The organism is Streptomyces sp. AcH 505 (genome assembly GCF_000818175.1).
Classification (GTDB): Bacteria; Actinomycetota; Actinomycetes; order Streptomycetales; family Streptomycetaceae; genus Streptomyces.
This window is the reverse complement of the sequence record NZ_JTIY01000001.1, coordinates 4,909,581-4,922,503: the sequence shown is the minus strand read 5'-3', so window position 1 is coordinate 4,922,503 and position 12,923 is coordinate 4,909,581. Positions and strand designations below refer to the sequence as shown.

At 70.8% G+C, this 12,923-nt stretch carries 11 protein-coding genes and 2 tRNA genes; 5 read left to right on the top strand and 8 right to left on the bottom strand.

Annotated elements, in window-relative coordinates:
* Nucleotides 1-123 precede the first annotated feature (123 nt).
* From HY68_RS22505 to pgsA, 3 genes are read right to left on the bottom strand one after another with little or no spacing between them, the layout of a single operon-like run.
* Complete coding sequence (locus HY68_RS22505) at nt 124-1,290, bottom strand: glycosyltransferase family 4 protein (protein WP_041991595.1); 1,167 nt, start codon at nt 1,288-1,290, stop codon at nt 124-126.
* Nucleotides 1,287-2,198, bottom strand: a complete 912-nt coding sequence (locus HY68_RS22500) for a phosphatidylinositol mannoside acyltransferase (protein ID WP_041991593.1) — start codon at nt 2,196-2,198, stop codon at nt 1,287-1,289. Before HY68_RS22500 ends, HY68_RS22505 begins: the two co-directional genes overlap by 4 nt.
* Nucleotides 2,195-2,869, bottom strand: coding sequence for a phosphatidylinositol phosphate synthase (pgsA, locus tag HY68_RS22495; protein WP_041991591.1), 675 nt, complete (start codon nt 2,867-2,869; stop codon nt 2,195-2,197). The genes HY68_RS22500 and pgsA overlap by 4 nt, the downstream gene beginning before the upstream one ends.
* Nucleotides 2,870-3,057: 188 nt before the next feature.
* Here pgsA and HY68_RS22490 point away from each other — a divergent pair, with 188 nt between their 5' ends.
* Together HY68_RS22490 and HY68_RS22485 are read left to right on the top strand one after the other, a co-directional pair.
* Entirely contained in the window at nt 3,058-5,238 is a 2,181-nt protein-coding gene (locus tag HY68_RS22490; protein WP_041991589.1) for an elongation factor G-like protein EF-G2, read from the top strand.
* Between the two features lie 130 nt (nt 5,239-5,368).
* Nucleotides 5,369-7,024, top strand: coding sequence for a hypothetical protein (locus HY68_RS22485; RefSeq protein ID WP_041991586.1), 1,656 nt, complete (start codon nt 5,369-5,371; stop codon nt 7,022-7,024).
* 15 nt (nt 7,025-7,039) lie between these two features.
* Here HY68_RS22485 and HY68_RS22480 read toward each other — a convergent pair whose 3' ends face one another.
* Nucleotides 7,040-7,603, bottom strand: a complete 564-nt coding sequence (locus HY68_RS22480) for an HIT domain-containing protein (protein ID WP_041991584.1) — start codon at nt 7,601-7,603, stop codon at nt 7,040-7,042.
* 66 nt (nt 7,604-7,669) lie between these two features.
* On the opposite strand from HY68_RS22480, the gene HY68_RS22475 reads away from it, so the two are divergent.
* Nucleotides 7,670-8,335: a potassium channel family protein gene (locus HY68_RS22475; protein WP_041991581.1), complete on the top strand. Its 666-nt coding sequence runs from the start codon at nt 7,670-7,672 to the stop codon at nt 8,333-8,335.
* A 34-nt stretch (nt 8,336-8,369) separates the two neighbouring features.
* Here HY68_RS22475 and thrS read toward each other — a convergent pair whose 3' ends face one another.
* Nucleotides 8,370-10,352, bottom strand: coding sequence for a threonine--tRNA ligase (gene thrS, locus HY68_RS22470; protein WP_041991579.1), 1,983 nt, complete (start codon nt 10,350-10,352; stop codon nt 8,370-8,372).
* A gap of 190 nt (nt 10,353-10,542) precedes the next feature.
* Between thrS and HY68_RS22465 the strand changes: the two genes are divergently transcribed.
* Entirely contained in the window at nt 10,543-11,280 is a 738-nt protein-coding gene (locus tag HY68_RS22465; protein ID WP_041991577.1) for an exonuclease domain-containing protein, read from the top strand.
* Between the two features lie 60 nt (nt 11,281-11,340).
* Here the strand turns inward: HY68_RS22465 and HY68_RS22460 are convergent.
* The 3 genes from HY68_RS22460 to HY68_RS22450 form a co-directional block, all read right to left on the bottom strand.
* Nucleotides 11,341-11,412: transfer RNA gene (locus HY68_RS22460), tRNA-Val, on the bottom strand.
* A gap of 133 nt (nt 11,413-11,545) precedes the next feature.
* A tRNA-Val gene (locus HY68_RS22455) sits at nt 11,546-11,617 on the bottom strand.
* A 26-nt stretch (nt 11,618-11,643) separates the two neighbouring features.
* Nucleotides 11,644-12,210 carry a TIGR02611 family protein gene (locus HY68_RS22450; RefSeq protein WP_241778645.1) on the bottom strand — a complete coding sequence of 189 codons (567 nt, stop codon included), beginning with the start codon at nt 12,208-12,210 and terminating at the stop codon, nt 11,644-11,646.
* Nucleotides 12,211-12,400: 190 nt separating this feature from the next.
* Here HY68_RS22450 and HY68_RS22445 point away from each other — a divergent pair, with 190 nt between their 5' ends.
* Nucleotides 12,401-12,814, top strand: coding sequence for an SsgA family sporulation/cell division regulator (locus tag HY68_RS22445; RefSeq protein WP_003959770.1), 414 nt, complete (start codon nt 12,401-12,403; stop codon nt 12,812-12,814).
* Nucleotides 12,815-12,923: the final 109 nt, after the last annotated feature.

Below are 12,923 nucleotides of genomic sequence, written 5' to 3'. Positions count from 1 at the left end.
GGGGGTGTCCGGACGTAAGGCGAAGGAGCTCATGCGACAAGCAGTCCGGACACCCCCCTCCGCAGGACCCGGACACCGCCACCAGACAGCGAGACCGCAACCACGACCCGCAACCCCGGACGGCTAGTCCCGCGCCGCCAAGCCGAAGCGCGCCCTGAAGCCCGTCGCCCTCTCGTCCGTCGCCACCGACGCCGCGCCGTCCGTCACCGTCTCGTACACGGCCAAAATATCCGCGCCCACCGTCGACCAGTCGAACCGCCGCACATGCGCGCTCCCGCGCTCCCGCAGTTCCGCGCGGCGCGACGCGTCGCCCAGCAGCCGGATCGCCGCGTCCGCCAGCGCGTCCGCGTCCTCGTTCGCGAACAGCTCGCCCGCCGCGCCCTGGTCCAGGACCTGGGCGAACGCGTCCAGGTCGCTCGCCAGCACCGCAGCGCCCGCGGACATCGCCTCGACCAGGATGATGCCGAAGCTCTCGCCGCCCGTGTTGGGCGCCACGTACACGTCGAGGCTGCGCAGCAGCCTCGCCTTGTCCGCGTCGCTCACCATCCCCAGGAACTCGACCTGCCCGCGCAGCGCCTTGGGCAGGGACTCGACGGCTTCCTTCTCGTCGCCGCGTCCCGCCACCAGCAGCCGCGTCCCGGGGTAGGCCGCGAGAATCTTCGGCAGCGCCTTCATCAGGACCGGCATCCCCTTGCGGGGCTCGTCGATGCGGCCGATGAAGCCGATCGTGCCGCCCTGCCACGCCGGGTTGGGCTCGGCGTCGGCGAAGAAGTCGACGTCGACCCCGTTGGGGATGACGACGGCGTCGCCGCCGAGGTGTTCGACCAGTGTCCGGCGCGCGTACTCGCTGACCGCGATCCGCGCGCTGATCTTCTCCAGCGCGTTCTGCAGGATCGGGTACGCCGCGATCATCGCGCGTGAGCGCGGGTTGGACGTGTGGAACGTCGCGACGGTCGGGCCCGACGCCGCCCAGCAGGCGAGCAGTCCGAGGGACGGCGAGGTCGGCTCGTGGATGTGCATCACGTCGAACTCGCCCTCGTGCAGCCAGCGGCGTACGCGGGCGGCCGAGAGGAAGCCGAAGTTGAGCCGGGCCACCGAGCCGTTGTACGGGACGGGCACCGCGCGCCCGGCCGAGACGACGTACGGCGGCAGCGGGGTGTCGTCGTCAGCCGGGGCGAGGACGGACACCGTGTGGCCCAGCCGGATCAGATGCTCCGCCAGGTCCCTGATGTGGAACTGGACGCCGCCCGGCACGTCCCAGGAGTACGGGCAGACGATGCCGATCTTCACGCGGACCCCTCACGCGGTTCGAGGTCCGCCACCCACAGCCGTTGCAGCATGTGCCAGTCCTCCGGATGGTCGGCGATCCCGCCGGCGAAGGCGTCGGCCACCGCCTGTGCCATGACAGACGTCTTTTCCGCGCGGGTACCTGTCTCCGGTACGTCCACGGGCGGATGGACCCGGCCCTGCATCACCGGCGACTCGTCGTACCAGAGGGTCACCGGCAGGAGCAGCGCGCCGGTCTGCTGCGCCAGCAGCGCGGGGCCCGCCGGCATCCGCGCCGTGTCGCCGAAGAAGTCGACCTCCACGCCGGAAGCCGACAGGTCGCGGTCGGCGACGAGACAGACGAGGCCGCCCTCGCGCAGCCGCCGGGCGAGCGTGCCGAACGCGGCGCCGCCGGTGTGCGGCAGCACCTCCATGCCGAGGCTTTCGCGGTAGGCGACGAACCTGTCGTACAGCGTCTCCGGTTTGAGCCGTTCGGCGACGGTCGTGAAGGGCACCCCGAGGCAGCGGGTGACCCAGACGCCCGCGAGGTCCCAGTTGGCCAGGTGGGGCAGCGCCAGTATGACGCCACGGCCCGCGGCCAGGCCGTCGGTGAGGTGGTGGAGTCCCTTGGGATCGAATCCGGCGGCGGCGCGCTCGTCGCTCCAGCTGGGCAGCCGGAACGACTCCATCCAGTACCGCATGTACGAGCGCATGCCGGCCTTGGACAGCTCGGCGAGCCGCTCGGGGCCCGCGTCGGGCACGACGCGCGCCAGGTTGGATTCGAGCCGCTGGACGCTCTTGCCGCGCCGCTTCCACGCGATGTCGGCGATGTTCCTGCCGAGGGCGACGGCGGCGGGCTCGGGGAGCTTCTTGACGGTGCCCCAGCCCAGTCCGTACAGCGCGTCGGTCACCCGGTCGCTCGCGCCGCTCATGACGTGGTCTCACTCCCCCGTCCGGTGCCGGCGGCCGCGGCGTCCGCCTCGGCGGACTCCCTGCGGACGGTGATGACCCGCTGGGCGAGCGTCACCGCGCTGCCTGCCGCCACGATCCACAGGGCGATCGGCAGCAGGATCTCGATCCCGGGGACGCCGAAGGTCCGGTGGAATCCGGCGAGTCCGGCGGCGACCAGGGAGATCACCAGCCGCTCGGCGCGCTCGACGAGTCCGTTGACGGCGACCGGCAGTCCGATGGCCTCGCCGCGTGCCTTCGTGTACGACACGACCTGGCCGCTGGCGAGGCAGAAGATCGCGACGGCGCACAGCATGTTGTTGTCGCCGCTGCCCGCGTACCAGAGCGCGAAGCCGCCGAAGACGGCCCCGTCGGCGACCCGGTCCAGGGTCGAGTCGAGGAACGCGCCCCAGCGGCTGGAGATGCCGGCCTGCCGGGCCATGTTGCCGTCGACGAGGTCGGAGAAGACGAAGACGGTGGCGACGATCGTGCCCCAGAAGAACTCTCCACGAGGGAAGAAGACCAGCGCGCCCGCCATCACTCCGGCTGTGCCGATGAGCGTGACCGCATCGGGGCTGACCCCTCGGCGGAGCAGAAACGCGGCGAACGGTGTGAGGACACGCGTGAAAAATGCACGCGCGTACTTGTTCAGCATGGCCTTCCCGACGGTCGGTGGGCCGCGCGGCCCCGACGGCCACCGGCTGGCCCATCGTAGCCACGACCGGCGGGCTCCACCGCCGGGTACCCGCCCCATGCGTGGCGTGCGACGTATGGACGGACCGTGGAGCGAGTGGAAAGCTCGAAGGACCACCGCGGGGCACAGCCGGAGCGGGAGGCTTGATCATGGGCGACAAGGCGCACACACATACCGGGGCCGCGGGCGGGGTGGCGGTCGCCGACCGGCCGTCCGCCGTACGGAACGTGGTCCTGGTCGGCCACAGCGGATCGGGCAAGACCACGCTCGTCGAGGCGCTGGCGCTGACCGCGGGGGCGGTCAACAGGGCGGGCCGGGTCGAGGACGGCGGGACGGTCTCGGACTACGACGAGATCGAGCACCGCCAGCACCGCTCCGTACAGCTCTCGCTGGTGCCGCTGGAGTGGGGCGGCTGCAAGATCAATCTGCTGGACACCCCCGGCTACGCCGATTTCGTCGGGGAGCTCAGGGCCGGTCTGCGCGCGGCGGACGCGGCCCTTTTCGTGGTGTCGGCCGCGCAGGACGCGCAGTCGGTCCCCGCGACGACCCGGGCGGTGTGGGACGAGTGCGCGGCCGTGGGGATGCCGCGGGCCATCGTCGTCACGCATCTGGACACGGCGCGCACCAGCTTCGAGACGATGACCGACATCTGCGGCCGGATCTTCGGCGGCGCCGACCCCGACGCCGTACTGCCGCTCTACCTGCCCGTACGTGGCCCCGAGGCGGCCGACGGGCACGCGCGGGCCACGGGTCTCGTGGGGCTCCTCTCGCAGCGGATCTTCGACTACTCGACGGGCGAGCGCAGGACCGGTGCCCCGGCGGCCGGGCAGCTGCCGCTCATCGAGGCGGCCCGCGCGCGGCTGATCGAGGGGATCATCGCGGAGAGCGAGGACGAGACCCTGATGGACCGGTATCTCGGCGGCGCGGACATCGCCGTCGGGACGCTGACCGGGGATCTGGAGAAGGCGGTCGCGCGCGGGGTCTTCCATCCGGTGCTCGCCGCGGCGCCGGCGCCGCCCGACGGCAGGCAGGGGCTCGGTACGGTCGAGCTGCTGGAGCTGATCACCGGCGGCTTCCCCTCCCCGCTGGAGCGCGCCGCCCCCGCCGTGACGACGCCGGGCGGCACGCCGCGCGCCGGCATCAGCTGCGATCCGGGCGGCCCGCTGGTCGCCGAGGTGGTCAAGACGGCGTCCGACCCGTACGTGGGGCGGCTCTCGCTGGTACGGGTGTTCTCCGGGACGCTGCGGCCCGACGAGACGGTGTGCGTGTCGGGGCACGGCACGGAGGACGAGCGGATCGGCGCGCTGTCGTCCCCTTTCGGCAAGCGGCAGCGGGTGCTGCCGCGCTGTGTCGCCGGTGATCTCGCGTGTGTGGCGAAGCTGTCGAGCGCGGAGACGGGTGACACGCTTTCCGCCAAGGACGAGCCGCTGCTGATGGTGCCGTGGACCATGCCGGAGCCGCTGCTGCCGCTGGCCGTCGAGGCGCACGGCAAGGCGGACGAGGACCGGCTGTCGCACGGTCTGGCCCGGCTGGTGGCCGAGGATCCGACGATGCGCCTCGAACAGAACCAGGACACCCGTCAGGTCGTCCTGTGGTGCCTCGGGGAGGCGCACGCGGACGTGGCGCTGGACCGGCTGCGGAACCGGTACGGCGTGCGGGTGGACACCGTGCCGTACCGGGTGCCGCTCAGGGAGACCTTCGGCGACCCGGCCGCCGGGCGCGGCCGGCATGTCAAACAGTCGGGCGGGCACGGCCAGTTCGCGATCTGTGAGATCGACGTGGAGCCGCTGCCGCCCGGTTCGGGCATCGAGTTCGTCGACCGGGTGGTGGGCGGTTCGGTGCCGCGGCAGTTCGTCCCGTCCGTCGAGAAGGGCGTACGGACCCAGGCGGCGCAGGGAGTCACCGCCGGCTTCCCGCTGGTCGACATCCGCGTCACGCTGCACGACGGGAAGGCGCATTCCGTCGACTCCTCGGACGCCGCATTCCAGACGGCCGGCGCGCTGGCCCTGCGCGAGGCGGCGGCCGCCGCCGTCCTCAGCCTGCTGGAACCGGTCGCCGAGCTACGCGTGACGGTGCCCGACGAGTACGTCGGCCCGGTGATGAGCGATCTGACGGGCCGCCGCGGCCGGGTGGTCGGCACCGAACAGGCGAGCCGGGGAAGGACGTCGGTCAGGGCCGAGGTGCCCGAACTGGAGATCGGCCGGTACGCGGTCGAGCTGCGCTCCGTCTCGCACGGCACCGGCCGGTTCAGCCGCTCGTACGCCCGTCACGAGGCCATGCCGGGGCCGTTGGCCGAGAAGCTACGGATACGGGACGCGAACGGGGCGTAGTCACGGCCGTACCTGACGCGGAAGCCGCGCCCCCGCTACGCTTGGGGTGCCCAGCTCAGCAGGTGTGCAGGGGCTGCTGGTTGGGAAAAGGCCGCACAGCGGATCCTGGCGGCGGACAGTGGGGGCGGCAGTGGCGAATGACGGTTTCGACTTCAGCCCGGGAGCGCAGGTCCCGCTCACGGGCTCGGCCGGGCAGACGGCGGCCACCCATGCCCTGGCGTCGGCCGCCTACCGGGACAGCCCGGTCGAGGAGATCCTCAAGGCCGACAACGAGTGGCACAAGTCGGCGGTGTCGAAGCCCGCGTTCAAGCTCTTCAAGCCCAATCTCGGCGAGGCGTTCTCCCGGGCCGTCCAGGTCCGGATGCTGGGCGGGGCGCGTGCGGCGCTCATCCAGTCGTTCGGCACGGAGCCGCAGACCGTGGTGGAGCACTGCCTCGCGGCCAACCGGATACGCAAGGAGCGCGACCAGAAACTGACCCTGGTGACGCTGGTGTTCGGGGTGGTCTTCCTGCCGGGGCTGCTGGTGTGGCTCGCGGTGTTCCAGCTGCGCAAGAGCCTGTCGGGGGCGAAAAACAAGGGCGCGGGCGCCATCGGCATGCTGCTCCTGGTGGCGGTGGCCGTGCTGGCGGTGCTCTTCCTGGTGAAGCTGCCCTTCGGCGGGGTGGCCGGCTGGTACGTACGCGGGGCCGTGCTGGCCCCGGTCGTGGGCTGGGTGATCGCCAAGCGGATCTGTGAGTCGACGGCGCGGGACCTGCGGGTGCGCTGGGAGGATCTGCTCTCCGGCGGCGGCATCGGTGCCAAGATCCCCGAGGCGGTGCCCGGGCACCCGAACGAGATATCCCGCGAACAGCTGCGCCAGGGGCTGCAGAAGCTGACGGCCGAGCAGCAGTCGAACGTCGTGTTCTACGCGGGACCCAAGGGCATCCTGGGGATGGGCACCCGGTGGGGCAGCTGGCAGCTCGCCGAACAGCTGCTGCCCAAGGACCCCACCAAGGAGATCCACGGCTTCCGCAGCTGGGACGTGATACGCGCGATCCATGACCAGATGAAGCTGCTGGAGCGCGGCCCGCTGAACACCGGCGGTTTTCCGACCCCTTCGGTCAAGCACTGGATCGTCTCACCGGTCGGCGAGGGCGCGGGATCGGTCTCCCGGCCCGAGGGGCAGGATGTGGAGGCCTTCCAGATCAAGGGCCACGAGATACAGCGCATCTGCAACCACCAGCAGTTCGGCAGCGGCAACCGGCACTATCTGGGCGTTCAGTTCACGCTCTGGGACGGCCAGTTGGTGATCACGATGATGATCACCGTGACCGTGCTGCACGAGACGCTGCGCATCGAGGTCACCGGACACGCGCTGGGCCCGGTGCACTCGCTGTTCACCAGCAAGCCCGCGGCGAAGACCATCACCGTCTCCAAGACCGTCAAGTTCTGGGAGACCACGACCCGGAATCTGCCGCTGGTCGACTCGAACGAGGTCGTCAGGCTCGCGGTGCGCGCGCCGCTCGTCTGGTACCCGGCGGTCCTCGACCACCTCGGCGGCAAGCTCACGCTGCCCGAGCCGTTCGGCCCGCGGCACGCCTGGGCCGACCAGCCGTGGCGGCACCGCTTCATGGCGGACGACGCGATGCGGGCGGCCACGCCCGTCCTGCGGGTCGCGCACAACGCGGCCATGCGGGTGCTGGAGGAGCACGGCGTGGACACCGACAACTTCGGCAACCGCGCGGGCTTCCTCAGCGGTGTGGTGCAGGACCCGGCGCCGCGGAAGGTCGACACGTACGACGCGTGAGCGGAGCCGGCCGGGTCAGGAGCCGGCCGGCCAGGCCTCGGCGAGCATCGTCCGGGTGTCGGCGAGCAGTTGGGGCAGCACCTTGGTATGTCCGACGACCGGCATGAAGTTGGTGTCCCCGCCCCAGCGCGGCACGACGTGCTGGTGCAGATGCGCGGCGATGCCCGCTCCCGCCGACGCGCCCTGGTTCATGCCGATGTTGAAGCCGTGCGCCCCTGAGGCGGTCCGCAGCGCGGTCATCGCCCGCTTGGTGAAGGCGCCCAGCTCCGCGGTCTCCGGGTCGTCCAGCTCCGTGTAGTCGGCGACGTGCCGGAACGGCACCACCATCAGATGGCCGCCGTTGTACGGGTAGAGGTTCAGCACCGCGTACACCCGCTCACCACGGGCGATGATCAGGCCGTCCTCGTCCGACTTCGCCGGGATGGAACAGAACGGACAGCCGTCGCCGGCCTCGGGCCCCGTGGGCTTGTTCTCACCCTGGATGTAGGCCATCCGGTGGGGTGTCCACAGGCGCTGGAACGCGTCCGGGGTCCCCACTCCGATCTGCTGCTCCGGCTCAGTCGTCATGCAATGCAGCATATGACTTCGCCCCGCCGAGGCGTGTCGTCGGCCCCGCTCCCGGCGGCGCACCGCGATGCTGGGCCGATGGATGTCCCGAGCGGCCCCGACCGGCAGCGCCGCTGGGAGCAGCGCATGGAGTTTCCGCTGCTCCTGGCCTCGCTGGTGTTTCTCGCCTGCTACGCGGTACGGGTCCTCGCGAACGACGCCGACCAGTTCTGGCGGGCTCTCGCGCTGATCCTCGCCCTGCTGACCTGGGCGCTCTTCCTCGGGGACTATCTGGTGCGGCTGCGGCTCAGCCGGCAGGGCGCCGGATTCCTGCGCACGCACTGGCTGGACACCGTGGTGGTGCTGCTGCCGCTGCTGCGGCCGCTGCGGATCGTGAGCACGTATCTGGCGGTGCAGCGCCGCAGGGACCGCCCCCGCTTCAGCCTGTACGGGCGGGTGATGATGTACGCCGGTCTTTCGGCGCTGCTGCTCACCTTCGCCGCCGCGCTGGCCGTGTTCCAGCAGGAGCGGGGCGCGCCCGGTGCCACGATCCGTACCTTCGGCGACTCGGTGTGGTGGGCGTGCTCGGCGATCACGACGGTCGGGTACGGCGACGTGACGCCGGTGACCCCGTGGGGGCGGGTGATCGCGGTGGGGCTGATGGGCTGCGGTCTCGCGCTGCTGGGGGCGGTGACGGGTTCGTTCTCGTCCTGGCTGATCCAGGTCTTCCGGCGGGAGGACGAGGCCGGGCCCCCGACGAGTTGATCTCGGTCGGGGGCCCGGACTGGACGGGGTGGGGTCAGACCTGGACCCGGCGCTCCACCACGTCGAGGATCTCGGCGATCGCCTCGTCACGCGGGATGCCGTTCTTCTGCGTCCCGTCGCGGTAGCGGAAGGACACGGTGCCGCCCGTCATGTCGTCGTCACCGACGATGATCATGAAGGGCACCTTCTGCCGCTGGTGGTTGCGGATCTTCTTCTGCATCCGGTCGGACGACGCGTCCACGTCGATCCGCAGGCCCTTCTTCCTGGCCTCGGCGGCGAACTCCTCAAGGTACGGGACATGCCCGTCGCCGACCGGGATACCGACCGCCTGGACCGGGGCCAGCCAGGCGGGGAAGGCGCCCGCGTAGTGCTCCAGGAGGACACCGAAGAACCGCTCGATGGAGCCGAACAGCGCGCGGTGCAGCATGACGGGCTGCTGCCGTGAGCCGTCGGCCGCGGTGTATTCCAGGCCGAAGCGCTTGGGCTGGTTGAAGTCGACCTGGAGGGTCGACATCTGCCACGACCTGCCGATTGCGTCCTTCGCCTGCACCGAGATCTTCGGTCCGTAGTACGCGGCGCCGCCCGGGTCGGGCACCAGCGGCAGCCCCTGCTTCTCCGCGGCCTGCCGCAGCGCCTCCGTGGCCTCGGCCCAGTCCTCGTCGGAGCCGATGAACTTGTCCGACTCCGGGTCGCGGGTGGACAGTTCCAGCTCGAAGTCGTCCAGGCCGTAGTCGCGCAGCAGGTCGAGGACGAACGTCAGGAGCGTGTCCAGCTCCTGCGGCATCTGCTCCTTGGTGCAGTAGATGTGCGCGTCGTCCTGGGTGAAGCCGCGCGAGCGGGTGAGCCCGTGCACGACGCCGGACTTCTCGTAGCGGTAGACCGTGCCGAACTCGAAGAGCCGCAGGGGCAGTTCGCGGTAGGACCGGCCGCGCGACTTGAAGATCAGGTTGTGCATGGGGCAGTTCATGGCCTTGAGGCGGTAGTTCTGCCCGTCGAACTCGATGGGCGGGAACATGCCCTCCGCATAGTGCGGCAGGTGCCCGGACGTCTCGAAGAGGTGCTCCTTCGAGATGTGCGGGGTGTTCACGAACTCGTACCCCTCGTCCTCGTGCCGCTTGCGCGAGTAGTTCTCCATCTCCTTGCGGACGATGCCGCCCTTGGGATGGAAGACCGCGAGGCCGGGGCCCAGCTCGTCCGGGAAGGAGAACAGGTCGAGTTCGCTGCCCAGCCTGCGGTGGTCGCGGCGCTCGGCCTCGACGAGGAAGTCGAGATGCGCCTTCAGCTCGTCCTTGGACGGCCACGCCGTGCCGTAGATCCGCTGGAGCTGCGGGTTCTTCTCGCTGCCGCGCCAGTAGGCGGCGGCGGAGCGCATCAGCTTGAACGCCGGGATGTAGCGGGTGGTGGGCAGGTGCGGACCGCGGCAGAGGTCCTTCCAGCACAGCTCGCCGGTCTTGGCGTCGAGGTTGTCGTAGATCGTCAGCTCACCGGCGCCGACCTCGGCGGACGCGCCCTCGGCCGCGTCGGCCGCGTTGCCCTTGAGCCCGATCAGCTCGATCTTGTACGGCTCGTCCGCCAGCTCGGCCCTGGCGTCCTCGTCGGTGGTGACCCGCCGGGAGAACCGCTGGCCGCGCTTCTGGATCTCCTGCATCTTCTTCTCGACGCGCTTGAGGTCGTCGGGGGTGAAGGGCTCGGTGACGTCGAAGTCGTAGTAGAAGCCGTCCTTGATGGGCGGGCCGATGCCCAGCTTGGCGTCGGGGAACAGCTCCTGCACCGCCTGCGCCATGACGTGCGCCGTGGAGTGCCGCAGGATGTCGAGACCGTCCTTGGAGGAGATCTCGACGGGTTCGACGACGTCGCCCTCGGCGGGCTCGTACGCGAGGTCCCGCAGCCGGCCGTCGACACGGGCGGCGACGACGGTGCGCTCGCCGGGGAAGAGGTCGGCCGCCGTAGTGCCCGTCGTCACCACGCGCTCTTCCCGCTCGGAATCGCGTTGGATGATCACACGGACGTCTGACACCGGTCTCTCCTTAACCACGGGGCGCGACAGCGGACACTGCGCTCGTGCCCGATCGTACCGAGCCGGGCGGGCCGCCCGCGCAACGGATGACGGTGGCCGTAAAGGGCGCGTACCGCACGACCTGTCCGGGTATCACCGATCTGTGCAGAGCGGGAACGCCATCTGCCGTTGACGCACGAGGAGTTCACGAATGACGTGTTGGTACGAAGGGCCGTTGGCCGCATTCGACACCGAGACGACGGGAAGCGACGTCGAGGGTGACCGGATAGTCTCCGCCGCCCTCGTCGTCCAGGACGACGCCGGGGCGGCGCCCCGGGTGACGCGCTGGCTGGTGGACCCGGGCGTGCCCGTGCCCAGGGCCGCCACCGACGTACACGGCCTGACCGACGACTTCCTGCACCGCAACGGCCGTTGGCCGGCCCCGGCGGTCGCGGAGATGGCCGGGTCGCTGGCCGACCAGTGCGCGGCGGGCCGACCGCTCGTGGTGCTGGACGCGCCGTTCGACCTGACGCTGCTCGACCGTGAACTGCGCAGGCACCGGGCCTCCCGGCTGGCCCGCTATCTGGACAGATCCCCGGTGGCGGTGGTCGATCCACGCGTCCTTGACCTGCATCTGGACCGCTACCGCAAGGGCCACCGCACGCTCCCCGAGCTGTGCGGCCGGTACGGGGTCGAACTGTCCACCCATGGCACGGAGCCGGACGCGGCGGCGGGCGCGCTGGCGGCGCTGCAGCTGGCCCGCGCGGTGGGGCGCCGGTTCGCGGTACGTCTGGAGCGGCTGAGCGCGGCCGAACTGCACCGGTTGCAGGCGGCCTGGCACACGACGCAGCAGCGCGGTCTGCGCAGCTGGTTCACCCGCACGGGCACCCGCGCCCCGACCGCCCCCGGCTGGCCGCTACGGGCCGAACTCCCGGCGGCGGCAGCCTGATCCGGACGCGGGCCGGACGCACGAAGGCCGGTCCGTCGATGACGGACCGGCCTTCCCCGGTGGGCGATACTGGGTTCGAACCAGTGACCTCTTCGGTGTGAACGAAGCGCTCTCCCACTGAGCTAATCGCCCGGGAACGGACTGAACCATACAGGCCGCGACGGCTTCCCTCCAAACCGAATCCGGCTCACCGGCAGCCGATTCGGGTCCGGGGACGACGAAGGCCCCGAAGACCTGTTGGGGTCTTCGGGGCTCGCGTGCCGGGTGGGCGATACTGGGTTCGAACCAGTGACCTCTTCGGTGTGAACGAAGCGCTCTCCCACTGAGCTAATCGCCCCGACGCACGGCACACATTACCCGATGTCACTGCTTGATCTTCCACGGCATGACGACGCCGAACTTCCAGAGGTAGATCCCGACCAGCACGGCGATGATCACGACGCCGACGCTGGTGAGGACGATGTTGCGGCGGCGGACCCTCGGGTCCATCGCGCGGTGCGCCGCCTCCGTCACCTTGCGCCGGGTCCAGCGCAGGACGAGCTGGGCCCAGACGAACTCGGTCGCCCAGATCGCCATGCCGCCGAAGATGACCAGCCAGCCGGGGCCCGGCAGGGGCAGCAGGATGATTCCGCCGACGACGACGGCGAGACCGACGACGAAGACGCCGACCTGCCAGCTCAGGTGCAGCGTGCGGGACCGCTTGATGAAGTCGGGCGCACGAGAGCCGAGCCCCGCGCGCTCGCCGGCCTCGCCGGTGTCGTCGGCCTTCCCGGTGTCGTCGGCCTTCCCGGTGTCCGCCCCGGCGCCCGTCTCCGCGTCCGTCCCGATGTCCGTGCCGTCGGCCGTCGCGACCGCCGGCTCACCGTCCGTGCGCGCCGACTGCGTCTCCTCCGCCACGCCAAGCCCCCGTTCGTCACTCTCCGCACCCATGTACGCCAATCTACCCGACCCGGCCGCATCACTGGAATGGCCGAATGACCCTGGGTAACACACCGCCGAACGGGTTACCTGAAGGGCCACAAAACGGGCAGAGGGGTTTACAACGGCACTGTAGGTGGCATGTCGATTTCGCCGACGTGCGAATCCCCGAGCGCACACTGAGCGAAAGGCCCTGGCGCTTATGAACACCACGGTCAGCTGCGAGCTGCACCTGCGCCTCGTTGTATCGAGCGAGTCCTCACTGCCTGTACCCGCGGGCCTGCGGTATGACACGGCCGATCCCTATGCCGTGCACGCCACCTTCCACACCGGAGCCGAGGAGACGGTCGAGTGGGTCTTCGCCCGCGACCTTCTCGCCGAGGGGCTGCACAGGCCCACCGGCACCGGCGACGTCCGAGTCTGGCCGTCCCGCAGTCACGGTCAGGGCGTCGTCTGCATCGCGCTGAGCTCTCCGGAGGGCGAAGCACTGCTCGAGGCCCCTGCCCGGGCCCTGGAGTCGTTCCTCAAGCGGACCGACGCCGCTGTGCCACCCGGCACCGAGCATCGCCACTTCGACCTCGACACCGAACTCTCACACATCCTGGCCGAGAGCTGAGCCAGGCTGAGGGCCGCACGGCGCCGTCCGACTCGGGGAGACGGCGCCGCGCGGACAACCGCATACGGAGCACGACGGCGCCGGCGCCGCGGAACCCACCGCGGCGGCG